18 protein-coding genes and 1 pseudogene are annotated in these 24,479 nt (G+C 59.7%); 6 read left to right on the forward strand and 13 right to left on the reverse strand.

All coding sequences use genetic code 11. From position 1 onward, the window contains the following. Positions 1–2: 2 nt before the first annotated feature. Positions 3–857: pseudogene (locus tag PG899_RS24285) on the reverse strand (PAS domain-containing protein); the annotation flags it as partial. Between the two features lie 229 nt (positions 858–1,086). Between PG899_RS24285 and fabV the strand changes: the two are divergent. After that, positions 1,087–2,280 carry an enoyl-ACP reductase FabV gene (gene fabV / locus PG899_RS10270; protein ID WP_017408076.1) on the forward strand — a complete coding sequence of 398 codons (1,194 nt, stop codon included), beginning with the start codon at positions 1,087–1,089 and terminating at the stop codon, positions 2,278–2,280. Between the two features lie 163 nt (positions 2,281–2,443). Continuing rightward, the gene (locus tag PG899_RS10275) at positions 2,444–3,919 is read left to right on the forward strand and encodes a YfcC family protein (protein WP_190284123.1); all 1,476 of its coding nucleotides are present in this window, start codon (positions 2,444–2,446) and stop codon (positions 3,917–3,919) included. A gap of 64 nt (positions 3,920–3,983) precedes the next feature. Here PG899_RS10275 and PG899_RS10280 read toward each other — a convergent pair whose 3' ends face one another. Continuing rightward, positions 3,984–5,198, reverse strand: a complete 1,215-nt coding sequence (locus tag PG899_RS10280; RefSeq protein ID WP_011706443.1) for a pyridoxal phosphate-dependent aminotransferase — start codon at positions 5,196–5,198, stop codon at positions 3,984–3,986. 379 nt (positions 5,199–5,577) lie between these two features. Between PG899_RS10280 and PG899_RS10285 the strand changes: the two genes are divergently transcribed. Continuing rightward, complete coding sequence (locus PG899_RS10285; RefSeq protein WP_017408079.1) at positions 5,578–5,790, forward strand: DUF1653 domain-containing protein; 213 nt, start codon at positions 5,578–5,580, stop codon at positions 5,788–5,790. Positions 5,791–5,847: 57 nt separating this feature from the next. Here PG899_RS10285 and PG899_RS10290 read toward each other — a convergent pair whose 3' ends face one another. From PG899_RS10290 to PG899_RS10340, 11 genes are all read right to left on the reverse strand, one after another. Beyond that, positions 5,848–6,111: a GrxA family glutaredoxin gene (locus PG899_RS10290; RefSeq protein WP_010633640.1), complete on the reverse strand. Its 264-nt coding sequence runs from the start codon at positions 6,109–6,111 to the stop codon at positions 5,848–5,850. A 142-nt stretch (positions 6,112–6,253) separates the two neighbouring features. Then, complete coding sequence (gene dacB / locus PG899_RS10295) at positions 6,254–7,690, reverse strand: D-alanyl-D-alanine carboxypeptidase/D-alanyl-D-alanine endopeptidase (protein ID WP_043162118.1); 1,437 nt, start codon at positions 7,688–7,690, stop codon at positions 6,254–6,256. 131 nt (positions 7,691–7,821) lie between these two features. Beyond that, on the reverse strand, positions 7,822–9,582 hold the full coding sequence (locus PG899_RS10300; RefSeq protein WP_190284125.1) for a DEAD/DEAH box helicase: 1,761 nt from the start codon (positions 9,580–9,582) through the stop codon (positions 7,822–7,824). A 114-nt stretch (positions 9,583–9,696) separates the two neighbouring features. Then, positions 9,697–10,734: an HlyD family secretion protein gene (locus PG899_RS10305; RefSeq protein WP_190284126.1), complete on the reverse strand. Its 1,038-nt coding sequence runs from the start codon at positions 10,732–10,734 to the stop codon at positions 9,697–9,699. A gap of 3 nt (positions 10,735–10,737) precedes the next feature. Continuing rightward, on the reverse strand, positions 10,738–11,076 hold the full coding sequence (locus PG899_RS10310; protein WP_011706438.1) for a DUF3302 domain-containing protein: 339 nt from the start codon (positions 11,074–11,076) through the stop codon (positions 10,738–10,740). Positions 11,077–11,365: 289 nt separating this feature from the next. Then, positions 11,366–12,787, reverse strand: a complete 1,422-nt coding sequence (locus tag PG899_RS10315) for a carbon starvation CstA family protein (RefSeq protein WP_190284127.1) — start codon at positions 12,785–12,787, stop codon at positions 11,366–11,368. A gap of 140 nt (positions 12,788–12,927) precedes the next feature. Beyond that, entirely contained in the window at positions 12,928–13,632 is a 705-nt protein-coding gene (gene btsR, locus PG899_RS10320; RefSeq protein WP_041217000.1) for a two-component system response regulator BtsR, read from the reverse strand. Positions 13,633–13,689: 57 nt separating this feature from the next. Beyond that, positions 13,690–15,360: a sensor histidine kinase gene (locus PG899_RS10325; RefSeq protein WP_190284128.1), complete on the reverse strand. Its 1,671-nt coding sequence runs from the start codon at positions 15,358–15,360 to the stop codon at positions 13,690–13,692. A gap of 353 nt (positions 15,361–15,713) precedes the next feature. After that, a complete protein-coding gene (locus PG899_RS10330) occupies positions 15,714–16,949 on the reverse strand; it encodes an HD-GYP domain-containing protein (RefSeq protein WP_102988522.1) in 1,236 nt (411 codons plus the stop codon). Between the two features lie 109 nt (positions 16,950–17,058). Then, on the reverse strand, positions 17,059–19,722 hold the full coding sequence (gene adhE, locus PG899_RS10335; RefSeq protein WP_016351087.1) for a bifunctional acetaldehyde-CoA/alcohol dehydrogenase: 2,664 nt from the start codon (positions 19,720–19,722) through the stop codon (positions 17,059–17,061). A 295-nt stretch (positions 19,723–20,017) separates the two neighbouring features. Further along, positions 20,018–20,650 (reverse strand): 2OG-Fe dioxygenase family protein, encoded by a 633-nt coding sequence (locus tag PG899_RS10340; RefSeq protein ID WP_190284129.1) that lies wholly within the window; start codon positions 20,648–20,650, stop codon positions 20,018–20,020. A gap of 269 nt (positions 20,651–20,919) precedes the next feature. On the opposite strand from PG899_RS10340, the gene PG899_RS10345 reads away from it, so the two are divergent. The 3 genes from PG899_RS10345 to oppB all read left to right on the forward strand — a co-directional run bounded on the left by PG899_RS10345 (position 20,920) and on the right by oppB (position 24,472). Beyond that, complete coding sequence (locus PG899_RS10345; protein ID WP_016351085.1) at positions 20,920–21,555, forward strand: YchE family NAAT transporter; 636 nt, start codon at positions 20,920–20,922, stop codon at positions 21,553–21,555. Between the two features lie 279 nt (positions 21,556–21,834). Further along, positions 21,835–23,454, forward strand: a complete 1,620-nt coding sequence (locus PG899_RS10350) for an ABC transporter substrate-binding protein (protein WP_011706430.1) — start codon at positions 21,835–21,837, stop codon at positions 23,452–23,454. Positions 23,455–23,551: 97 nt separating this feature from the next. After that, positions 23,552–24,472, forward strand: a complete 921-nt coding sequence (gene oppB / locus PG899_RS10355) for an oligopeptide ABC transporter permease OppB (protein ID WP_011706429.1) — start codon at positions 23,552–23,554, stop codon at positions 24,470–24,472. Positions 24,473–24,479: the final 7 nt, after the last annotated feature.

The following is a 24,479-nucleotide window of genomic DNA, read 5'->3' on the forward strand; positions in this document are numbered from 1 at the left end:
TCGCTGATGTTGCTCGCCAGCTTGATGATTTTGATCACCTTGCCTTCATGGTTGAAGATGGGGTTGTAGGTGGCCTCCAGCCAGATCTTCTCGCCGTGGCGGCCACGGCGCATGAAGAGCCCGGACTGGATGGAGCCCGTCCCCAGATCCCGCCAAAAGTTGGGATTCTGCTGATAGAAGGCCTCGTCACAGAACATGCGGTGGGACTGGCCCACCACCTCGTCCAGCCGGTAGCCGAAGCAGTGCAGGAAATTCTGGTTGGCGGTGATGACGGTGCCATCGGGCTGGAAGTCGATGACGGCCAGGGATTTGTCCAGTGCCGCCAGCAGGGCCTGGCTACGTTCCAGGGTGGATTGCTGCTCGGTGACGTTGGAGGCGACCTTGGCTACCTTGATCACCTTGCCATCGAGGAGGATCGGGAAGTAGCTGGCTTCGAGCCAGACCGCCTTGCCCGATTTGGCCTGCCGGATGAAACGGCCGTTACGTGACTCCCCCCTGCGCAGATCCTGCCACAGCTGCTCATATTCGCGGGTTTCCACGTCCTCGGGAAAGCAGAGGGCGCTGTGGTGCTTGCCGATCACCTCCTCCCGGGCATAACCCACGATGGCGAGCAAACGATCGTTGACGAAGGTGACCACCCCCTCCGGGGTGAACTCGATATAGGGAACCCGTGACTGGATGGCCTGCTCAAAGGCGCCAAGTTTTGCGATCTGTGCCGCTTGTTCACTCTGTTCACTTTTACCCGTGCGATTCCAAAACATGGCGGAGCTCCTTGTTAAGACCCTGGTGAGGCCTTTCATGACAATACCCGACCGGCTGAATACTAGTACAGGTTGTTTGGCCGTCGCCTCAGCCATCAGGGTTAATTGTTTGTTTTATCATTATCGATCTTGCCATGTTGGCAAGCCGTGCAGAAGGGCAGGGAGGCCGGTCCCGCTCCGGCAGGCTGACGGCAGCCTCCTGGGTGGCATTTGTCCCACGCTTTGCTCATTTTCCCTGCGATTCAACACATCAGAGCACCTTATCGCGGCAAGATGAGGTATCTTATGCCCCGATTTCATCCATTAAACGGATCCGAGACCCCATATGATCATCAAACCCAAGGTTCGCGGCTTTATCTGCACTACCACTCACCCGGTCGGTTGTGAAGCCAATGTTCGTCGCCAGATCGCTTATACCAAGGCCAAGGGCACCATCGAGAATGGTCCCAAGAAGGTGCTGGTGATCGGCGCTTCCACCGGTTATGGCCTGGCTTCCCGCATTGCCGCCGCCTTCGGCTCCGGCGCTGCCACCCTCGGTGTCTTCTTCGAAAAAGCCGGCAGCGAGACCAAGACTGCCACCGCCGGCTGGTACAACTCCGCTGCCTTCGACAAAGCCGCCAAAGAGGCGGGCCTCTACGCCAAGAGCATCAACGGCGATGCCTTCTCCAATGAATGCCGCGCCAAGGTGATCGAGCTGATCAAGCAGGATCTGGGTCAGATTGATCTGGTGGTCTACTCCCTGGCCTCGCCGGTGCGCAAGCTGCCGGATACCGGCGAAGTAGTGCGCTCCGCCCTCAAGCCCATCGGCGAGGTCTACACCACCACCGCCATCGATACCAACAAGGATCAGATCATCACCGCCACCGTCGAGCCGGCGAACGAGGAAGAGATCCAGAACACCATCACCGTCATGGGCGGTCAGGACTGGGAGCTGTGGATGGCTGCCCTGCGCGATGCAGGCGTGCTGGCCGACGGCGCCAAGTCCGTGGCTTACTCCTACATCGGCACCGATCTGACCTGGCCCATCTACTGGCATGGTACCCTGGGCCGCGCCAAGGAAGATCTGGACCGCGCCGCCGCCGCCATCCGTGGCGATCTGGCTGCCAAGGGCGGCACCGCCCACGTGGCCGTGCTCAAATCCGTGGTGACCCAGGCCTCCTCCGCCATTCCGGTGATGCCGCTCTATATCTCCATGGCCTTCAAGATCATGAAGGAGAAGGGCATTCACGAGGGCTGCATGGAGCAGGTGGACCGCATGATGCGCACCCGTCTCTACGCTGCCGACATGGCGCTGGACGATCAGGCTCGCATCCGCATGGATGACTGGGAGCTGCGCGAAGACGTGCAGCAGACCTGCCGCGACCTGTGGCCGTCCATCACCAGCGAGAACCTCTGTGAGCTCACCGACTACACCGGCTACAAGCAGGAGTTCCTGCGCCTGTTCGGTTTCGGGCTGGACGAGGTGGATTACGATGCGGATGTGAATCCGGACGTGAAATTCGATGTGGTCGAGCTCTGAGTCTGACCCAAGTGAAAACAGGGCCCCGCGGGGCCCTGTTTTTTTGGCAAAAATCCCGCTAAGTTGCGGAATTTTATTATCCGCGATCACCTTTTTCCCATATCAAACCCGCTAGTCTGGCGGTGATCGGATCACATGACGGCATTGCCGAGGTACGGAAGCTATGACCACTCCACATGAAGCGCCCAAAAAGCGCCAACTCCCCACTGTCTATACCCTGCTTTTCATCATCATCGCCCTGATGGCGGCCCTGACCTGGGTGCTGCCGGCGGGCAAATACAACTACGTGACGGCCAAGACCCAGCAGCCGATTGCGGCGGCGGCCGTGGCCGACTACAGCGGCGACGAGCGACTGTTGCCGGTGCCCGGCAGCTACACCGAGCTCCCCTCCCAACCGCAGGGGGTATTCGATGTGCTCAAGGCGCCGATCCAGGGCTTTCACAAGGCAGCCGACGTGGCGCTGTTCGTGCTCATCATCGGTGGTTTCCTGGCGGTGACCATGCAGAGCGGGGCACTGGATGCCGGTGTCGGCGCCATTGTGCGCGGCTTTGCCGGGCGCGAGCGGCTGCTTATTCCCGTGCTGATCGCCCTGTTTGCCCTGGGCGGCTCCACCTTCGGCATGGCGGAGGAGACTGTAGCCTTCTGGGCACTGATCGTGCCGGTGATGATGGCGGCGGGCTTCGATCGCATGGTGGCGGCGGGGATCATATTGCTCGGCTCCGGGGTCGGGGTGCTCGCCTCCACCGTCAACCCGTTTGCCACCGGCATCGCCTCCGGTTTTGCCGGCATTCCCATCGGTGAGGGGATTGGCCTTAGGGTTGTGCAGTGGCTGCTGCTGGTGATCTTCGCCTCCTGGTTCGTGATGAGCTACGCCAAGCAGGTGCAGCAGGACAAGTCCCGCTCCGTGCTGGCCGACATCGCCTATGACGACGAGTTCTCCCAGATGAAGAGCGGCAACCTCGCCTTCAGCGGCAAGCAGAAGCTCACCATGCTGGTCTTCTTCGGCACCTTCCTGCTGATGATCTATGCGGTGGTACCCTGGTCGGATCTGGGTATCGACCTGCTGCCCACCCTGGGCTGGTGGTTCGACGAGCTCTCCACCCTGTTCTTCAGCGCCTCCATTCTGATCGCGCTGATCAACCGGATGCCGGAGTCCAACTACGTGGCGACCTTCCTCAACGGGGCGCGAGACCTCATCGGGGTGGCGCTGGTGGTGGCGGTGGCGCGCGGCATCTATGTGGTGATGGAGCATGGGGTCATCATCGACACCATACTGCACTGGGCCGAGGGGCTGGTGAGCGGGCTGTCATCGTCGGTGTTTATCTTGATGGCCTATCTGGTGCACATCATCCTGAGCTTCTTCATCCCCTCCACCTCGGGGCTGGCGACCGTCTCCATGCCGCTGATGGGGCCGTTGGCGGACTTCTCCGGTATCTCGCGGGATCTGGTGATCACCGCCTATCAGTCCGCCTCCGGCTGGATCAATCTGTTCGCCCCCACCGCCGCCCATCTGGTGGCCGGTCTGGCGCTGGCCAAGATCCCCTACGATCGCTTCGTGCGCTGGGTGCTGCCCTTCATCATCGGGGTGGCCCTCATCACCATGGCGGTGCTGGTGGCCGGTGCCCTGCTGCACGGCTGATGCGCGGATAGAAAACGACAGACAGCAAAAAGGCTCCCGCGGGAGCCTTTTTCATGAGCCTTGCTTACTGCTTGTAGCCCTTGAGGAAGCGGGCGAGACGGCCGATGGCCTCTTCCAGCTCCTCTTCCCGGGGCAGGAACACCAGCCGGAAGTGATCCGGTGCCGGCCAGTTGAAGCCGGTGCCCTGCACCAGCAGCAATTTTTCCTGCTGCAGCAGATCGAACACCATCTTCTGGTCGTCGCGAATGTCATACACCTTGGGGTCGAGGCGCGGGAACATGTAGAGCGCCCCCTTGGGTTTGACGCAGGAGACCCCCGGGATGTCGTTGAGCAGCTCCCACGCCTTGTCGCGCTGGCGGCGCAGGCGGCCGCCCGGCAGGATCAGCTCGTTGATGCTCTGATAGCCACCCAGAGCGGTCTGGATGGCGTGCTGCATCGGCACGTTGGCGCACAGACGCATGGAGGCCAGCATCTCCAGCCCCTCGATGTAGCCCTTGGCACGGCCCTTGGGACCGGTAATGACCATCCAGCCCTGGCGGAAGCCGCAGGCACGGTAGGCCTTGGAGAGGCCGTTGAAGGTCACCACCATCACATCGTCGCACAGGGTGCAGACGCTGGTGTGGGAGATGTCGTCGTAGAGGATCTTGTCGTAGATCTCGTCGGCGAAGATGATGAGGTTGTGCTGGCGGGCGATCTCGATCACTTCCAGCAGGAACTCGCTGCCGTAGACGGCGCCAGTCGGGTTGTTGGGGTTGATCAGCACCAGGCCGCGGGTGCGCGGAGTGATGCGGGCGCGGATGTCGTCGAGGTCCGGATACCAGTCGGCCCCTTCGTCGCAGCGATAGTGCACCGCATGGCCACCGGAGAGGGTCACTGCCGCCGTCCACAGCGGATAGTCGGGGGAGGGCACCAGCATCTCGTCGCCGTTGTTGAGCAGCGCCTGCATCGCCATCACGATGAGCTCGCTGGCACCGTTGCCGATGTAGATGTCGTCGATGTCGACCTTGCGCATCCCTTTCTGCTGGTAGTACTGCATCACCGCCTTGCGGGCCGAGAACAGCCCCTTGGAGTCGCAGTAGCCCTGGCTGAGCGGCATGTTGAGGATCACATCCTTGATGATCTCTTCCGGCGCATCGAAACCGAACGGGGCCGGGTTGCCGATGTTGAGCTTGATGATGCGGTGGCCTTCGTCTTCGAGACGGCGAGCTTCTTTATGCACCGGGCCGCGGATGTCATAGCAGACATCGTCGAGCTTGTGCGACTTGTCGATAGTGAACATGGTGACTGTGATTCCTTCCCCTGGGGGCGCGTTGGCGAAAAAGGCGTTTTTTAGTATCAAATTTCTTTTCCCCTATTCTTCACAGAATTGAATGCTAGAACAATCCTCTTTTTAGTAGAATTCCCTGATTTTTAGCCCTAAAACAGGGTTGCCAAAACGTTAAATTCAGCACGATCGTTTGTGGTAACCGAGTTTCACCAGTGAAAGATGAGGGGCTGATTAACAAAGCTACCCGACTGTGTTGAAATATTCACTCTCGCTGGCACGATTGGCTTGCGTGAAAAATGTCATTATTTTTGTCGGCGCCGGCCCCAAAAGCAGAGCATGTGGTCTGCGCGCCATGCTGGCGCCGCCTGGCGTCGATATCGAAGGAGTTCCCATGCAAGCCCCCGCAGTTGGTCGCTACCGCCATTTCAAGGGTGGGTATTATCAGGTGTTGACCCTGGCCCTGCACACCGAAACCGGGGAGCAGCTGGTGATCTACCAGAGCGAGCAGGATGGCGCCGTCTATGCCCGCCCGGTGGCCATGTTCATGGAGTGGATCGAGCATCAGGGGGATGTGGTGAGCCGTTTCACCCCGGTTGCCGGCTGAGGTTGACCATTGACCATGAAAAAAGGCGCCTGACGGCGCCTTTTTCACAAGGTGAGCTTACTGGTAGAGACCCAGGTTCTCTTTGGCATAGGCTTCGAAATCGGTGCAGCCACCGATGTGCTGCTCGTCCAGGAAGATTTGCGGCACGGTATTGACCGGCTTGCCGGCGCTCTTGGCCAGATCTTCCTTGGTGATACCTTCGGCGTGGATGTCCACGTAGCGGAATTTGAAATCGTCACGCTGTTCAACCAGCTGCTCGGCGATCTGCTTGGCACGGACACAATAGGGGCAACCGGGACGACCAAAAATCACTGCAAACATGTTCTCTCTCCATTCATATGAGGCTGGGGACAGGATAGCCCCGCCTCGTGACTAGTCAAAGTGGAAATTGTCGATACGGCCGTTCGTCATCTTCGATAAGGCGTGCTTCGCCGGCCGTGATCGTCAATCACCGAGCGGTAGCTCAACCCTGATCGGCGATCTGGATCGGCTGCTGCTGATAGATGCTCTCCAGCACTCCCTTCTCGAACAGGGTCCAGGGCCAGGCGGCCTTGCTGGCGCGGTAGCGCTCGTGGGTTGCCGGATCCTGCGACAGGCCGCGCTGGAACATGACGAAGGCCTTGCGCTGGCCGCCGGCGGTGTCGATGAAGCCCACCAGGTTGGAGGTGCCGGTGATGGTGCCGGTCTTGGCGTGCACCTTGTTCTTCATCATGGGGGCGGTGACGCTGCGCCGCCAGGCCAGGGTGCCGTCCACCTGGGAGCTCGGCAGCAGCTTGATGAGACCAAGTTCCGCGTCATTTTTCTGGATGAAGTTCAGCACCGACAGCATCTGGCGGGCGCTGATGAGGTTGTGGGCAGAGAGGCCAGAGCCGTCGGCCAGGGTAGCGTTGCCCAGATCGATGCCGTTCTTGGTCAGGATGGCGCGCACCGCCATGGTGCCGCTGCGATAGCTGCCCGGCTTGTTGTAGTAGTGGCGACCGACAGTCTTCAAGAAGGTATCGGCATAGAGGTTGTCCGATTTCTTCAGCATCTTGGCCAGCATCACCGGCAATGAGACCGAGTAGTGGGTGCCCAGCGTCTCGGCATTGTCCGGCGACTTGTGGGTGACCCGCAGCAGGCCGTCATGCTTGATGCCGGCTCTGTCCATGGCCCAGCGGATGTTGTCCCAGCCCCAGGCCTCCACGTCGTGGATGGCGAAACGCAGCCCCTGGGGCTCCTTGTTCGGGGTGATGCAGCCCTTGAGCTCGTAGAAGTTGCCCTTGGCCATGTCCACTTCCAGTGCGCAGAACTGGCGCGCCATGTCGCCATAGCTCATGACTTCCACGTTGTCGGCACCGATGCCGATGGGCACGCCGGTGGCCACGTTGCCGGTGGCCGGTTTGCCAATCTGGGTGGCGGTGATGGTGCCGTAGGCGCAGTTCTTGTCGATGATCACCGAGGAGACCGGGGCGGCGAAACAGAGGGTCTGATCCCCCCACGACCAGCCGTTGCCGCGCTCGTAGCCGTTGTAGGCGCCGGTGTTGACGTAGACGTTGCCCTTGATGCGGTTCACGCCAAGCTGCTTGAACAGAGCCAGCAGATCCATGCGGGAGAGGGTGGGGTCGCCGACGAAGTTGATCCAGATGTCGCCATTGATGGCATCACCCTGTTTGGCGCCGGGCTGAGCCTGGATGTCGGTGGCAAAGCGGAAGTCGGCACCGAGCTCGAGACGGGCCGCCAGCGCGGTGAGTACCTTCATGGTGGAGGCGGGGGCGATCATCTGATCCGCATGGCGAGCGAATTCAACCCCGTTGTTGCCCTGCACTATGATGGCGTACTGGCCACCCTCAGGGGGCGTCAGCGGGGCGGCCTGGGCCGCCAGGGAAAAGAGAGCACAAAAACCAATCAACAGCCGCTGCATAACATCCTCTAAACGTGACGAAGGGGCCGGCAGTGGTGCCGGCCCTGACAATTCAACCTGGTTTCACCCGCCGATGCGGGATCGACCGTGGCAAAGCCATTCATACGATTCATGCCGGTCGCCACTGGCCATCACGCCAGCGAGTTGGCGGTGCGATAGCGACCCTCATAATCAAAAATCTTCTCTTTTATCTGCCAGAACCGCCCCGCTTTGCGAGCGATGACGAAATCGGGGTGGCGAAACTGGCTTTGCGCCGCCAGCACGCTCGCCAGGGTGGCAAATTCGGGTTCCAGACCCGGAGCGGGCCAATGATGACGCACAAAGACCTGTTGAAACAAGCGCCGTGCACCTTGGGAGTGAAATCCGAAGTACTCATTGAGGGTGAGACCATCCTCATCGTGATAGACCACCTCCAGCCGCTCCCCCTGTTTGCCACGTCCGACACTCAGCGTCAGCCCGGCGCAGCGAATGACCATGCAGTCCTTGAGATTGAGCGCCTCTTTGAGCTTGTCGTCAGGGTCCACCAGCAGCTGATCGCAGCTCTGGCAGCGGCGCGCTGCGATGTCGTTTTCGCTGCCGCAGGCGGGGCAGACCTTGGCGCGAAAGCGGTAGTCACACTCCTCGCGGTTGCCCTCGTCATCTTCAAACAGCCCCTGACAGCGGCGGCCGTAGTGCTCGATCACCTTGCCATCCTCGTCGGTCTTGCCCCAGAAGGTGTTGGCAAAGCCGCAGGCGGGGCAGGGCACCTGCACCGGCTCGGTACCGGCGTGGGGTCTGGGCTCCCCCACTTCGGGGGCGAACAGGTTGAAGTTGTTGCCGGCGTAGTCGAGCACCAGACAATCCTCCTTGCCCGGCGAGAGGCGCAGGCCCCGCCCCACGATCTGCTGGTAGAGCGACACCGATTCTGTGGGTCTGAGCATCACGATGAGATCCACGTGGGGGGCATCGAAGCCGGTGGTGAGCACCGCCACGTTGACCAGAAACTTGAGCTCGCGCGCCTTGAAGGCGTTGATGAGGGCGTCGCGCTCCGGCCCCGGGGTTTCGCCGGTGATGAGGGCGGCCTGCTGGCCTCTGGCGCCCAGCAGGCCGTGAATTTCGCGGGCATGCTCGACGGTGGCGGCGAAGATCATCACCCCCTGCCGGTCGGCCGCATACTCCAGCACCTGGCTCAGGATATGGGGGGTGACCCGCTGCTGACGCTTGAGCTCGCCGTTGAGATCCGCCTCGCTGAACAGGCCGTTCTCCCGCGCCACCAGCTTGCTGAAGTCGTAGTGAACGATGGGGGCATCCACCATGCGCGGCTGCGTCAGATAACCATTTTTGACCATGAAGCGCAGCGGCAGCTCGAACACGCAGTCGCCGAACAGTCGCTCGCCGTGGCTCTTGACCATGCCGTGGTAGTGGCGCCGGTAGATCCAGCCCAGCCCCAGCCGATAGGGGGTGGCGGTGAGACCGAGGATCTTGAGGGCCGGATTGGCGGCCTTGAGGTGCTCAATCACCTGATGGTATTGGCTGTCGTCATCGAGCGAGATCCGGTGACACTCGTCGATGATGAGCAGCGAAAACGCCCCGTCGAAGGCAGCCAGATTGCGCGCTACCGATTGCACCGAGCCAAACACCACCTGGGCGCTCGCCTCCTTGCGAGCGAGCCCAGCGGCGAAGATGTCGGCCTTGAGCCCCCACGCCTCGTACTTGGCGTGGTTCTGCTCCACCAACTCCTTGACGTGGGCCAGCACCAGCACCCGACCGCGCGCCTTGCGGGCCAGCTCGGCGATCACCAGACTCTTGCCGGCCCCGGTGGGCAGCACCACCACGGCGGGATCCGGGTGCTGACGAAAGTGGCTGATCACGGCGTTGACGGCGTCGGTCTGATAGGGTCTGAGGACGAACATGCAGGCTTGGGGGTATCGATATGGGGTGGTGCAGGATGGCGCCATTATAGGGATCTTGGCGCCAAAAAACAGCGGGCCGGCATGGTGCCGGCCCGCTGGCGATGACGTCTTCGCTTAGTGGAAGGGGAAGACGTAGTTCATCCAGCTGGCCATGCGCAGCAGCACCTTGCGCATCACCGAGACATGGTGGAAGTGCTTGGTGTAGATGGCGGCTTGGCCGCTGGCCCCGGCGATCACCTGATACTTGGCCCACTCGGGGTCGGTGATGGAGATGAGCACCGGCAGGCGGCCCGGCCGCACGGCACTGGTCTGATCCAGCAGGCCGGCGTTGGCCTGCACATTGCCTGCGGCGATGGCCGGGATCACGGCGGTCACCTGGCCCTGGAAGATCTTGCCGGGGATGCCGTCGATCACCACCTCGGCCTCATCGCCCACCGCCAGGCGCTGCATGCTGTTCTGCCAGAACCAGCCTACATAGGCGTTCTCATCCTCGTGAATGAAGGTCATCACCGGGCGATACATGTAGGGGGTGGCTATCATGCCGGGGCGCAGGGCCAGCTGCACCACGTGACCGTTGCTCGGGGCATAGACCACGGTCTGCGCGACCTGATATTTGGCCTCGTCAAGCTGGGCCTGCAGATCTTCCAGCGTGGCCTGTTGCTGCTCAAGCTGGGCCACGATGTCGTCCACGTTGGCCTGGGTGACGTCGAGGTCGCGCTGCTTGCCGACGCCGCGACGCATCAGATCGCTGGCGCGATCCCGGTCGAGCTTGGCGGAGCGCAATCTGGCCTCGATGGACTTGAGGTGGTTGCGGTTGGATTCAACCCGCGCCGTCAGGCTGTCTGCCTTCAGCTGGAAGGGGGCGGCATCCAGGCGAAACAGCACGTCGCCCTTCTTCACCGGCTGGTTGGCCTGTACCGGCACTTCGATGACCCGGCCCTTGACCAGCGGCACGATCGGGGTGGAGACATAGTAGTTGCGCGCCATCTCGGAGTAGGGATGGTTGTAGTTCATCAGCATGATCAGGGTGCCGATGATCAGCACGCCGCCCAGTACGGCGGTGGGCACGGTCCACTTGTTGAGCGGGATACGGAAGATTTTGAAGATGGCCACGCAGATGGCCGTGTAGGTCAGGATCAGTAGCAGGTCCATGATTTATCCCTGTTGCTCGGTCTGTTCGATGGTATTGAGGCGGGCCTTGAGGTCGGCCAGCTCCTGTTTGAGCTGCTGGATATCATCTTCATCCTGCTGCAGCCGCTGATTGAACCCCCAGCCCCGCTCGGGACGATAGAGGGTGGCCCAGATCCAGAGGAAGGGCCACAGCACGTGCAGGGTGAACAGACTGACCCAGCCGGCCACGTGAATGGCGTCCTGATGGGGGTGTTGACGATGTTTGGCTATTTCATAGGGAATGTCGTGAATGACGATGACCCCGTAAAAAATGACCAAACCCACAAAAAAAAGCAGACCAAGAGCAAAATAATCGAGTGCCATTTACGCCTCCGCTGGCTTGACGCACCGCATTGTCATTGGGATCAGGGCTCTGCAAGGCAGTCAGCCACCTGATTTCCCTCCTGTCGGGCCCGAAATCTTAAGTTGTTTTGTTGTACTGAAGCTTAAGTGGTTTCCAAGTTGTCAAAACAGACGCTGATATTGTTGGGGGCAAGTCCGTAAAGTCGTATCCATGACAAGGACTTACGCTGGGAGTATGGCATTGCTGAAGGGAAATGTTCAGCAAAAAAAGGAGCCCTGACGGCTCCTTTTTTGACATGGTTGGCGTGGATCAACTTTCGCTGGGCTTGTTGATCAGCGCGGGCCTGAATTTCACCAGGAAGGCCACCGTGACGATCAGGGTGCTGGCCAGCCCAATCATGGTGGAGATGCCCATCTCCAGCCCGAACCCGATGGGGGCGTTGGCCAGGTAGGTGAACACCACGGCGGTCATGAACATGGCGGGAATGGTGCAGACCCAGTGCAGCTTGCCCTCTTTGGCGAGGTAGGCCGCCGCCGCCCACAGCATCATCACCGCGGTGGTCTGGTTGGCCCAGCCGAAGTATCGCCAGATCACCCCGAATTCGGCCTTGGAGATGATGAAACCGAGGATGAACATGGGGATGGCGATCAGCAGTCGCTTGGCCATGGGCTTCTGGGTCAGTTTCAGGAAGTCCGCGACGATGAGGCGGGCACTGCGAAACGCGGTGTCGCCGGAGGTGATGGGCAGGATCACCACGCCGAGGATGGCGAGGATGCCGCCGACGGTGCCGAGCAGGCTGGTGGAGACCTCGTGCACCACGGCAGAGGGGCCGCCGCTGGCCAGGGTGGCGTTGAGCGCCTCGGTGCTGTCGTAGAAGGAGAGACCCAGGGTGCACCAGATGAGGGCGATGATCCCTTCACCAATCATGGCGCCGTAGAAGATGAAGCGGCCGGAGCTCTCGTTTTGCATGCAGCGCGCCATCAGCGGTGACTGGGTGGCGTGGAAGCCCGACACGGCGCCGCAGGCGATGGTGATGAAGAGCAGCGGCCAGAGCGGCAGCTCGGTCGGGTGCAGGTTGGAGAAATCCATCCCGGTGTTGTAGAAGCCTTTGCCGGAGACGATGAGGCCGATGATGAGGCCGACCGACATGAACACCAGCAGGGCGCCGAAGATGGGGTAGAAACGGCCGATGATCTTGTCGATGGGGACTATGGTCGCCAGGATGTAGTAGGCGAAGATGGCCACAATCCAGTAGACCAGATCGGTGGAGGTGAGGTTGGCCAGAAGGCCAGCCGGGCTCAGCACGAACACCACGCCCACCAGCATCAACAGCACCACGGCGAACAGGTTCATGAAGTGCTTGGCGGTGGTGCCGAGGTGTTCACCGACCACGGTCGGCACCGAGGCGCCCTTGGCGCGTACCGACAGCATGCCGGAGAAGTAGTCGTGTACCGCACCGGCGAAGATGCAGCCGAACACGATCCAGAGCATGGCGACCGGACCGTAGAGGGCGCCCAGGATGGGGCCGAAGATGGGGCCGACGCCGGCGATGTTGAGCAGCTGAACCAGATAGACCTTCTTGTCCGACATGGGGACATAGTCCACCCCGTCCGCCATGGTGATGGCGGGGGTTTTCAGCTCCGGCTTGGGGCCGAATATCCGTTCGATGAATTTGCCGTATACGAAATAGCCGGCCACAAGTAAGCCGACACAGAGGAAGAACCAGATCATTGCTACGCTCCTGCTTTGTTATTGTTGGGTGTGCGCGGCCAGTGTAGGGGCTTGCTCTGTTAACGGCAGGTAAAACGGCATGAGCGGTCATATGGCGGACCGAACGGTCGGCGCTCGTGATCCGGCTCACATCGCGGGGCTTACTCCAGCCCCAGCATCTCCTTCAACTCTTTCAGGTAACGGCGGCTGACCGGCACCCGGGCGCCGCTCGGCGTCACTATCTCCGCCAGCTGGTTCTCCAGCAGCCGGATCTCGAAGATGGCGGCCGGGGCCACCAGGTACTGGCGGTGGCAGCGCAGCAGCGGGGTCTTCTCCTCCAGAGATTTGAGGGTGAGCTGGGTGTGGAACAGCTCGCCCTGGCTCGCCACGTGCACCCCGCCGAGATCGGAGAAGGCGTACTCCACCTGCTCGATGGGCAGCAGCCGTACCCGGTTGTGCAGGTAGCCCGGGATGTGGCGAATGGCGGGGGCGAGCGCCGTCATGGGCTGGGGGGTTAGATCTTGCCTGAGCCGCGCCAGCGTCTTGGCGAGGCGGGCCGGCTCCACCGGTTTGAGCAGGTAGTCGAAGGCGTTCTCCTCGAATGCCTGGATGGCGTATTCGTCAAAGGCGGTGACGAAGACGATGCGGGGCAGGGGATCGAGCATGGCCACCAGCTCCATGCCGCTGAGTTTGGGCATCTGGATATCGAGAAACACCACGTCGGGTTTGAGCCGCTGAATAAGCGGCAGCGCCTCGATGGCATTGGCGGCCGCCCCCAGCAGTTCGATATCGGGCTCGGCGGCCAGGTGCTGCATCAGCTCCTCGCGGGCGTAAAGCTCGTCATCGACGATGAGGGTGCGGATCATGGGGTTCTCCTGCGTGGCTGGGGTAGTGAGTGAAGATGGTGTGGGACGGCGGCCGGATCATGGCAATTCCCTTGGCAGGGTGACGGAGACCCGGGTCCAGCAGTCGGGCTCGCAACTGACGCTCAGGCCATAGCGGTTGCCGAAGGCGCTCTTGAGGCGCCGGTCCACCAAGGTCATGCCGAGCCCGTCGCCGGCCGGTTTCTCCTGCCAGGTGCCGGCATTGTCCTCCACGTGGATGGTGACCCGCTCTGCCGTCTGCTCGGTGTAGAGGCGAATGTGCCCCTGCTCCAGCAGGGTGGAGATGCCGTGCTTGATGGAGTTCTCGATGAGGGGCTGCAGGGTGAAGCTCGGTAGCTTGAGGTCGGCGAGGGTCGGCGGGATCTCGTTTTGCACCGTCAGCCGGTCGCCAAAGCGGGCCAGCTCGATCTCCAGATAGGATTGGCAGTGCTCCTGCTCCTCCTGCAGAGTGGCCAGGCCGCTCTGGCGCTTGAGGTTCTTGCGAAAGAACAGGGAGAGGTGCAGCAGCAGTTGGCGCGCCCGCTCCGGTTCGCGCCGGGTGATGGCGCTGATGGTGTTGAGGGTGTTGAACAGAAAGTGGGGATTGATCTGGGCCTGCACCAGCTTGAGCTCGGATTGCACCAGCAGTCGCTGCTGCTGCTCCAGCCGGCCGGTCAGCAACTGCTGGGAGAGCAGGTTGGCAATCCCTTCCCCCAGGGTGTGGTTGATCTTGAGGAACAGCCGCTTCTTGGGCTCATAGAGCTTGATGGTACCGATCACCCCCTCGTCGCCGTGCAGCGGGATCACCAGCACCGAGCCGAGCTGGCACTGGGGCGAGATGCTGCAGCGGTAGGGCTGGCTGTTGCCGTCGGCAAACAGCACCTTGTTGCGGGCGATAGCCTGCATGGTGATGGCCGAGGTAATGGGGGTACCAGGTTGATGGTGATCCTCGCCGATGCCGATGAAGGCGAGGATCTTGTCGGTATCCGTGATGGCGACGGCGCCCACCCCGGTCTCCTCCTGGATGATGCGGGCAATCTTGTGGCTGGCCTCGGGGGTGAAGCCCTGATTCATGATGCCGACGGTGCGGTTGGCGATATTGAGCGCCTTGGCGGAGAAGACCCGGGAGAACTTCTCGTACATCTGCTGCTGATCGCGGATCATGCTGATGAAGAGTGCGGCGCCGCAGGAGTTGGCCAGGATCATCGGGGTGGCGATGGTGCGCACCAGCAGCAGGGATTTATCGAATGGCGTGGCCACCAGCAGGATGATCACCATCTGCATGATCTCGGCGTAGAGGGTGGTGAAGAAGGCGATGCGCGGCTCGAACAGGGCGTCCATCTTACCCGCCCGCATCAGCCGCCAGTGCACCAGCCCGCCCAGCAGCCCCTCGCAGGTGGTGGAGATGGCGCAGGCGAGATCGGTGAAGCCACCCAGGGTATAGCGGTGCAGGCCGCCGGTCAGCCCCACCAGAAAGCCTACCAGCGGGCCCCCCAGCAGCCCGCCCAGCACGGCGCCGACGGCGCGGGTATTGGCGATGGCGTCGTCGATGTCCAGCCCCACGTAGGTGCCGAGAATGCAGAAGCAGGAGAAGGTAATGTAGATGAGCACCTTGTGAGGCAGCCTGACCGAGTAGTTGGCCAGCGGACGCAGCAGCGGACTCTTGGAAAAGAGGTAGGCGATGACCAGGCTGACGCTCATCTGTTGAAGCAGGGAGAGGACCAACTGCATAAAAAACGTTCCTCAGAGTCCGTGCCGAAAAAAGCGGCAACCTTGAATAAATGTGATCAGGATCTTGTTCTGCGGGGCGCCAGGGCGGGATTGCGGCCGCAGTGTGCCAGAAACGTGAAATAAAACCATATTAAATCAGCATGTTAAATTGATATTTGTGTAATCGCCCAAGGGTTGATATTGCTGGATGGAGCATGAATGTATCCGCTGGATACGCCACACGGAGGTGGCATGCTCCGCCCGGCCCCTTGGCTGGGCGTTTTTTATCCATGGTGGATGGCGAACAATTTTGCGGGCAATCGAGTGATTATTCAGGTTTGTCCAATGAGTTATCCCCAGCTTCTGGGGATAACTCAGAAGGCAAAATAGTAACAGAAGCGTCGGGTCAGGTTGAAAAACAGCCGTTGCCCCTCATCCAGCTCTTCCTGCTTGATAAATGATTTGATAGTGCGCTCATCTTCCCGCAGGTCGATCATCGCCACCCCTTCCGGCCGCTGTGCCTTGAGGTAGGGCAGCACCTTGGGCTTGAGCGGCATGGTGGGCTCGGTGGAGAGCACCAGCGCCACCGAGTCGTCGGAGAGCATCACCAGCGAACCGGGCGGATAGACCCCCAGCACCTTGATCAGCAGTTTGACCAGATCCTGGTCGAATTTCTTCTGCGACAGCTTGTAGAGCTGGCTGATGGCCTGGCTCGGCGCCGCCGGCGTGGCGCTGTTGCGCGGGTGCAGCAGCTCGTCATAGTAATCCACCAGCCCGATGATCCGCGCCAGCGGCGGGATCTCGCCCCCCTTGATGCCGAGCGGAAAGCCGCTGCCGTCGAGGCGCTCATGATGCAGATGGGCCACCTGGCGGATCTTGGGCTCGAAGGCCTGCAGCTGGGTCAGCATCTCCAGCCCGTACTGGGGGTGCATGTTGAGGAAGTTTTGCTCCGACTTGTTGAGCTCCCCCCGTTTCTGGGTGATCTGGGTCGGGATCTTCAGCTCGCCAATGTCGTGCACCAGGCCGGCCAGCCCGGTCTCTTCGATTTCAATGGGGTTCATGCCGAGCTCGCGGGCCATCAACATGGCGATGAAGGCCACGTTCAGGCTGTGCTGCAGCAGGATGTCGGTATGCGGGCTGCGAATGAGGTGCAGACCGAGCGGACCTTCGTGGGCACTGATGCGGGCGGCGGCGTTGCGTACTATCTGCGCCGTGTTGGCGAGCCCTTCGTCCGGCTTGAGGTTGAGTGCCCCCAGTGCATCGCGCAGCTCGGACATGGATTGGCCGAAGGCCTTGTCGGCGGCGCGCAGGGAACGGCGAAAGGCTTTCTCATCAAACGGGGCAGGGCCGCTCTCCACCAGCTCTTCGATGATCGACAGGTCAGGCCCGGCGGAAGGAATGTCACCGCGCAAGATGGGTTCGATAGGCAGGTCGCTCTTGTCGGGATCCACCATCAGCAGGCTGAGATCGAGATGGCGAATGATGTCGAGTTGCTGCTGATCCTTGATCTTGAATGCATTGAACATAAAAGGGTGGTTGGTCCATCCCGTGGGGAGATGGATGTAGTGGCCTACCCGCAACTGCTCGATGGAGGCTTGTATCAGCGCCATACGCTAGCTCGCATTTCATGAATGCCTATGAACAAGCTAGCAAAATTAAGCAGATAGACAAACAAAAAAGCCCGCGCATGTGCGCGGGCTCTCGAGTCGGTTCAGCTTATCAGGCTTTGGACTTCTTCTTGCCTTCAACCTTGGCTTCAACCTTGGCCGCTACCTGAGCGTCTTCGGTGAAGGGACGGCCGTAGTAGGTGTCCAGCAGGATGGCTTTCAGCTCGCTGATCAGCGGGTAGCGCGGGTTGGCGCCGGTGCACTGGTCATCGAAGGCTTCCACGGCTAGTTGGTCAACCTTGGCCAGGAAGTCAGCTTCAGACACGCCGGCTTCACGGATGGAGGCCGGGATGCCCAGGGTGGCTTTCAGCTCGTCCAGCCATACCAGCAGCTTCTCGATCTTGGCGGCGGTACGGTCACCGGCGGCAGTCAGACCCAGGTGGTCGGCCACTTCGGCGTAGCGACGGCGAGCCTGCGGACGGTCGTACTGGGAGAACGCAGTCTGCTTGGTCGGGTTGTCGTTGGCGTTGTAGCGGATCACGTTGCTGATCAGCAGGGCGTTGGCCAGACCGTGCGGAATGTGGAACTCAGCACCCAGTTTGTGGGCCATGGAGTGGCACACACCCAGGAAGGCGTTGGCGAACGCGATACCGGCGATGGTGGCAGCGTTGTGCACTTTCTCGCGAGCAACCGGGTCGTTGGCACCGTTCTGGTAGCTGGACGGCAGGTACTCTTTGAGCAGTTTCAGGGCTTGCAGCGCCTGACCGTCGGAGTACTCGTTGGCCAGTACGGAAACGTAGGCTTCCATGGCGTGAGTCACGGCATCGATACCGCCGAAGGCACACAGGGATTTGGGCATGCCCATGACCAGGTTGGCGTCGACGATGGCCATGTTCGGGGTCAGCTCGTAGTCGGCCAGCGGGTATTTCATGCCAGTGGCGTCGTCGGTCACGACCGCAAACGGGGTCACTTCAGAACCGGTACCGGAAGTGGTGGTGATACAGACCAGTTCGGCCTTCACGCCCATTTTCGGGAACTTGTAGATACGCTTGCGGATGTCCATGAAGCGCATGGCCAGATCTTCGAACGCGGTTTCCGGGTGCTCGTACATCACCCACATGATCTTGGCCGCATCCATCGGTGAACCACCGCCCAGCGCGACGATCACGTCCGGCTTGAAGGAGTGGGCCATCTCGGCGCCTTTGCGAACCACAGACAGGGTCGGGTCGGCTTCTACTTCGTAGAACACTTCCACTTCCATCTTCAGGCCCTTGAGCAGACGAACCACTTCGTCGGCGTAGCCGTTGTTGAACAGGAAGCGGTCGGTCACGACCAGTGCGCGCTTTTTACCTTCCAGGTCGCCCAGGGCGATCGGCAGGGAACCACGACGGAAGTAGATGGATTTCGGAAGTTTGTGCCACAGCATATTTTCTGCCCGTTTTGCGACTGTCTTCTTGTTGATCAGGTGCTTGGGACCCACGTTTTCGGAGATGGAGTTACCACCCCAGGAACCGCAACCCAGCGTCAAGGACGGTGCGATGGCAAAGTTGTACAGGTCACCGATACCACCCTGGGTGGTCGGGGTGTTGATCAGGATACGGGCGGTCTTCATCTTGTCGCCGAAGTACTTGATGCGGTCGGCGTTGCGGTCCTGGTCGGTGTACAGACCGGAGGTGTGGCCGATACCGCCCAGGTTGACCATGGTGCAGGCCATTTCGACGGCTTCTTCGAAGTTCTTGGCACGGAACATACCCAGGGTCGGGGAGAGCTTCTCGTGAGCGAACTCTTCCTCTTCACACACTTCCAGACCTTCACCGATGAGGATCTTGGTGGTGGGGGGCACGGTCACGCCGGACATTTCGGCGATCTTGGTGGCAGGCTGGCCCACGATGTTGGCGTTCATGGCACCGTTGATCAGGATGACCTTGCGGACCTTGTCAGCTTCTTCCTTGGTCAGCACATAACCGTTGTGAGTCGCGAAACGCTCTTTCACCTGGTCATAGATGGAGTCAACGACGATGACGGCTTGCTCGGAGGCACAGACCACGCCGTTGTCGAAGGTTTTGGACATCAGGATGGAGGCGACGGCGCGCTTCACATCGGCAGTTTCGTCGATGACAACAGGCACGTTACCGGCACCTACACCGATGGCAGGTTTGCCAGAGGAGTAAGCGGCTTTCACCATGCCCGGGCCACCGGTGGCCAGGATCAGGTTGATGTCGTTGTGCTTCATCAGGGCGTTGGAGAGTTCAACGGTCGGTTGATCGATCCAGCCGATGATGTCTTTCGGCGCACCGGCGGCAATGGCTGCATCCAGTACCAGCTTGGCAGCGGTATTGGTGGAGTTCTTGGCACGGGGGTGCGGGGAGAAGATGATGGCGTTGCGGGTCTTCAGGGAGATCAGTGATTTGAAGATCGCAGTGGAGGTCGGGTTGGTGGTCGGCACGATACCACAGATGATACCTACCGGCTCGGCGATGGTGATGGTACCCATCTCGTCATCTTCACTGAGGATGCCGCAGGTCTTCTCTTCTTTGTACTTGTTGTAGATGTATTCGGAGGCGAAGTGGTTCTTGATAACCTTGTCTTCGATGATACCCATACCGGACTCTTCCACGGCCATCTGGGCCAGGGGGATACGGGCATTGCTGGCGGCCAGGGCGGCGGCACGGAAGATCTTGTCTACCTGCTCTTGCGAGAAGCTGGCGAATTCACGCTGTGCTTCTTTGACGCGGGCGACCAGTGCATCCAGTTCAGCCATATTGGTTACTGCCATGTTTATCTCCTGATGATTTGAAAACTGTTTAGTAAGACGTTGGCAATGCCCGGCAATTATAGATGCCCTGTCAAGAACAGAATCACCACAACGGGGTATTTACATGCCTTACTAAATCGCTTTCTGAGTCGATTATAGAGCGGGGCTGACTCAGAAAAACTTGATCTGGATCATGTGTAACAAAAGAACAAAAGAAATTTTGTTTCACAATACATGTTTGCCAGATGTTGCGCAGTTGTTGAGTGGGCCAGAAGCGGGATGAATGGGGCGTGAACAGGGGCTCACGCACCATTTTTCAAGCAGTTAGCACGATTACGTCCCAGTGTCCCCGGTGCGGACCCTGGGGCAGTATGGGGGCGGCATTGTGATAGAAACGGCGATCATCCAGGATCAGATACTCGCCAGCGTTTAATTGTTGTTGAAAAAATGGTTGTTCTTTTAATCCATGATAGAGCTGCAAGGCGCCGCCGCTGACCCCGTCACTGCCACAAAAGAACACCCCGATGAAATCAAAGCCGTCCTGATGCACGCCTTCCGGGGCGGGCGGCACGCTTTCACCTTCGCCGGTGACTATGCGCATCTGGTGAATGCCGATGGCCTGGCCATCCGCCAGCCGGGTGTGGCGGGCAAAGCGGGTCAGCATCAGCTGGAAGGTGGGGTGGGCGACGAAGGCGGGATCCAGCTCGGCATAGGTTCTGGGCACGTCCCCCAGGAACTTGTTGATGGCGGCCGCCTGGAAGAAGACGCCGTTGTCGAGGGGATAAAAGCGGCTGCCCTCTTTTTCAACCCGGCCGTAACGGCGTTCGCGAAAGCGGCCCTGGATATAGGGATCAACCGGCAGCCGGTCGAAGAAGCCCTGCAGCGGGTCGACACTGCCTGCGGGCAGTGAATCCAGATGCCATTGCAACTTGATGTCCGTATCAATCATTACAAAATCCTTTTTTACGAAGATGAAATGTTGCGCCAAAACTCCGTGGCCGCATAAAACTCGAAGTGATTTTATCAGAGTGTTAAATGGCGACAATCTTTATTAACAACTCGATATGTTGAATTTCGTCGTGACATTAGAGGAACTAACTGAAAAGCCACGGAAAGGGTGAGATTATTTGATTGGTGAAGGTTTCGGCCATGGTGTAAATTTACGCACGGTTTATCGGGGTGGCCCGCAGGGCCTCGTTCTACTTCTGGATGGCGCCTATGGCAGCAATTGACGTCTCTTTATATCTGAAGTTTTTCATCGGTTTGTTCGCGATCATCAACCCGCTCGGCCTGTTGCCGGTGTTTGTCAGCCTGACCAGCCATCAAACGCCGGAAGAGCGGATGAAGACCAACACCACCGCCAACATTGCGGTGATGATCATCCTGCTGGTCTCCATGTACATGGGGCAGCTGATCCTCGATGGTTTCGGCATCTCGCTGGCGTCGTTTCGCATTGCCGGCGGCTCGCTCATCACCCTGATCGCCTGGTCTATGCTGCAGGGCAAGCTGGGGGAGGTGAAGCACAACAAGCAGGAGAAAGGGGAGCTCGCCGCGCGGGAATCTGTCGCTGTGGTGCCGCTGGCGCTGCCGCTGATGGCCGGCCCCGGCGCCATCTCTTCCTCTATTGTCTATGCCAGCCAGAGCACCTGGTCCCAGATGCTGGGGATGTCGGTGGTGGTGATGGTGTTTGCCTTCTGCTCCTGGCTCATCTTCCGCGCCGCCCCCCTGCTGTTCAAGGTGATGGGCAACACCGGCATCAACGTGGTCACCCGGATCATGGGTCTCATCATGATGTCGCTTGGCATCGAGATCATGGTGGCGGGGATCAAGGGGGTCTTCCCCGGATTGATGTGATTCAGGTCTGTTTTGTTGGAGCCGGTCCTCGTGACCGGCTTTTTATTGTTTCTTTTTTGTTGGTCATTTCCTAGAATCGAGCGGGTTTGTATAAAAAACGTCCATCACGCGATATTTAAATTCTGAATAATTGGTTAAAAGCTGCTTTTTTGACCATAAAGTCCAGTCCTGCCTGACAATATCTATTGCATTATCAGAAATGTCAGGGAATTATGCTGGCAGCGGGGTACTTATCCCGTTGATGGAAAATTGCATGGAATGTTCTTGTGGAGTATGGAAATGACTCATAAAAAAACAATGATTAATACCCTCTTGGTGGCAGCACTGTTCGGCGGTGTCAACGCGGCACAAGCCGCCGATGTTCCCGCAGGTACCAAACTGGCTGATGTTCAGCAGCTGGTAAAAGGCAATGGCTCCGAGCCTGCCACTCTCGACCCGCACAAAACCGAAGGAACGGTTGAATCCAATATTCTGCGTGACCTGTTCGAAGGTCTCGTTGCCTCCGGCCCCAAAGGGGAAGTGCTTCCCGCCATGGCCGAGTCCTGGGAAACCAAGGACAACAAACACTTCGTGTTCCACCTGCGCAAAGATGCCAAGTGGTCCAACGGGGATCCCGTGACAGCCCACGATTTCGAGTTCGCCTTCAAGCGGGCCGTGGATCCCAAGACGGCGTCTCCCTACTCCTGGTATCTGGAGATCCCGACCATCGTCAATGCCAGCGAGATCATCGCCGGCAAGAAAGCGGCCGACACCCTGGGCGTGAAGGCAGTGGACGACTACACCTTCGAGGTACAGCTGGAGAAGGCGGTGCCTTACTTCGTCAGCATGCTCTCCCACACCACCACCTACCCGGTGCCGAAGAAGGTGATCGAGAAGTTCGGTGACAAGTGGACCCAGCCCGGCAACATGGTATCCAACGGTGCCTATGTGCTGAAGGATTGGGTGGTCAACGAGCGCGTCGACGTCGAGCGCAACCCGAACTACTGGAACAACGCCAAGACCGTCATCAACAAGGTGACCTATCTGCCGATCCAGTCCACCAACGCCGAGCTGAACCGCTATCTGGCCGGCGAAGTGGATCTTACCTACAACATGCCCATCGAGCGCTTCAAGCAGATGAAGAAAGAGCTGCCGAACGAGGTGAAGGTGAGCGGCTATGTGGGTACCTACTACTACCAGTACAACTTCAAGCACAAGCCGTTTGATGACGTGCGGGTGCGTACCGCCCTCTCTTATGCCATCGACCGCAACGTGATCGCCGACAAGGTGATGGGCAAGGGGGAAACTCCGGGCTACACCCTGGTGCCTGATTTCGTGGACGGCTTCAAGCCGGTGGCGCCGGCCTGGTCCAAGCTGACCCAGGCAGAGCGCGATGCCAAGGCGAAAGAGCTGCTGACCGAAGCCGGTTTCGGCCCGGGCAAACCGCTCAAGTTCGAGCTGCTCTACAACACCGACGACAACCACAAGAAAGTGGCGGTTGCCGTGGCTTCCATGTGGAAGAAGCTGGGCGTGCAGGTGAGCCTGGTCAACCAGGAGTGGAAAACCTACCTGGAAACCAAGAAGCAGGGTCAGTTTGATGTGGGCCGTGCCGGCTGGATCGCCGACTACAACGAAGCCTCTTCCATGCTGGATCTGATGCAGACCACGCACGGCAACAACGACGGCAAATACTCCAACCCGGCGTTTGACAAGCTGATGAACGAGTCGCGCAATCAGGTGGATGCCGATGCCCGCAACAAGCTCTATGTGCAGGCTGAAGAGATCCTGGCCAAGGACATGCCGATCGCTCCCATCTATCAGTACGTGACCTCCCGCATGGTCAAGTCCTACGTGGGCGGCTACCCGGCCAACCCGCTGGACAACCTCTACAGCAAAGACATGTACATCATTGCTCACTGAGTAAAGTAACACGTCGCATAACAAAGCAGGCCCGCCGGATGGCGGGCCTTTATTACAACCGCGACCCTTTGGAAGCAGTACAGGACAGGAATTGTCTATGTTGAAATTCATTTTTAAACGTCTACTGGAAGCGATCCCGACTCTGCTGGTCTTGATCACCGTCTCCTTCTTCATGATGCGTTTCGCGCCGGGCAACCCCTTCACCAGCGAACGCTCCCTGCCGCCGGAAGTACTGGCCAACATCGAAGCCAAATATGGCCTCGACAAGCCCATCGGCGTGCAATACCTCACCTATCTGGGCAATCTGGTGCAGGGCGACCTCGGTCCCTCCTTTAAATACAAGGACTTCACCGTCAACGATCTGGTGAGCCAGGCACTGCCGGTATCGGCCAAGATTGGCTCTTTCGCCTTTCTGTTCGCGGTGACACTGGGGGTCACCTTCGGCACCATTGCCGCCTTGAAACAGAATACCGTCATCGACTACCTGTTGATGTCGTCGGCCATGGCCGGGGTGGTGATCCCGGGCTTTGTGCTGGCTCCCTTGCTGGTGTTGCTGTTCAGTATTCATCTCGGCTGGTTCCCGGCCGGTGGCTGGCAGGGCGGCGGGGTGCAATTCATGGTGCTGCCGGTGTTCGGTATGATGATGTACTACATCTCCGCCATCTCGCGGATCATGCGGGGCAGCATGATCGAGACCATGAACTCCAACTTCATCCGCACCGCCCGCGCCAAGGGCCTGCCGCTGCGTCACATCATCCTCAAGCACGCGCTGCGTCCGGCCATGCTGCCGGTGGTCTCCTATCTGGGACCGGCGTTCGTGGGCATCATCACGGGTTCCGTGGTGATCGAGACCATCTTCGGCCTGCCGGGGATTGGCCAGCTGTTCGTCAACGGTGCCCTCAACCGTGATTACTCCATGGTGCTCGGTCTGACCATTCTGGTCGGCGCCCTCACCATCACCTTTAACGCCGTGGTCGATATTCTCTATGCCTTTATCGATCCCAAGATCCGTTACTAAGTCGGGA

This window comes from Aeromonas sp. QDB39, from assembly GCF_027707585.1.
In the GTDB taxonomy this organism is placed as follows: Bacteria; Pseudomonadota; Gammaproteobacteria; order Enterobacterales; family Aeromonadaceae; genus Aeromonas; species Aeromonas hydrophila.

Bases quoted from the DNA above. Each gene is read 5' to 3' on its own strand.
- fabV (WP_017408076.1), top strand. From the start codon at position 1,087: ATGATCATCAAACCCAAGGTTCGCGGCTTTATCTGCACTACCACTCAC.
- PG899_RS10275 (WP_190284123.1), top strand. From the start codon at position 2,444: ATGACCACTCCACATGAAGCGCCCAAAAAGCGCCAACTCCCCACTGTC.
- PG899_RS10280 (WP_011706443.1), bottom strand. From the start codon at position 5,198: ATGTTCACTATCGACAAGTCGCACAAGCTCGACGATGTCTGCTATGAC.
- PG899_RS10285 (WP_017408079.1), top strand. From the start codon at position 5,578: ATGCAAGCCCCCGCAGTTGGTCGCTACCGCCATTTCAAGGGTGGGTAT.
- PG899_RS10290 (WP_010633640.1), bottom strand. From the start codon at position 6,111: ATGTTTGCAGTGATTTTTGGTCGTCCCGGTTGCCCCTATTGTGTCCGT.
- dacB (WP_043162118.1), bottom strand. From the start codon at position 7,690: ATGCAGCGGCTGTTGATTGGTTTTTGTGCTCTCTTTTCCCTGGCGGCC.
- PG899_RS10300 (WP_190284125.1), bottom strand. From the start codon at position 9,582: ATGTTCGTCCTCAGACCCTATCAGACCGACGCCGTCAACGCCGTGATC.
- PG899_RS10305 (WP_190284126.1), bottom strand. From the start codon at position 10,734: ATGGACCTGCTACTGATCCTGACCTACACGGCCATCTGCGTGGCCATC.
- PG899_RS10310 (WP_011706438.1), bottom strand. From the start codon at position 11,076: ATGGCACTCGATTATTTTGCTCTTGGTCTGCTTTTTTTTGTGGGTTTG.
- PG899_RS10315 (WP_190284127.1), bottom strand. From the start codon at position 12,787: ATGATCTGGTTCTTCCTCTGTGTCGGCTTACTTGTGGCCGGCTATTTC.
- btsR (WP_041217000.1), bottom strand. From the start codon at position 13,632: ATGATCCGCACCCTCATCGTCGATGACGAGCTTTACGCCCGCGAGGAG.
- PG899_RS10325 (WP_190284128.1), bottom strand. From the start codon at position 15,360: ATGCAGTTGGTCCTCTCCCTGCTTCAACAGATGAGCGTCAGCCTGGTC.
- PG899_RS10330 (WP_102988522.1), bottom strand. From the start codon at position 16,949: ATGGCGCTGATACAAGCCTCCATCGAGCAGTTGCGGGTAGGCCACTAC.
- adhE (WP_016351087.1), bottom strand. From the start codon at position 19,722: ATGGCAGTAACCAATATGGCTGAACTGGATGCACTGGTCGCCCGCGTC.
- PG899_RS10340 (WP_190284129.1), bottom strand. From the start codon at position 20,650: ATGATTGATACGGACATCAAGTTGCAATGGCATCTGGATTCACTGCCC.
- PG899_RS10345 (WP_016351085.1), top strand. From the start codon at position 20,920: ATGGCAGCAATTGACGTCTCTTTATATCTGAAGTTTTTCATCGGTTTG.
- PG899_RS10350 (WP_011706430.1), top strand. From the start codon at position 21,835: ATGACTCATAAAAAAACAATGATTAATACCCTCTTGGTGGCAGCACTG.
- oppB (WP_011706429.1), top strand. From the start codon at position 23,552: ATGTTGAAATTCATTTTTAAACGTCTACTGGAAGCGATCCCGACTCTG.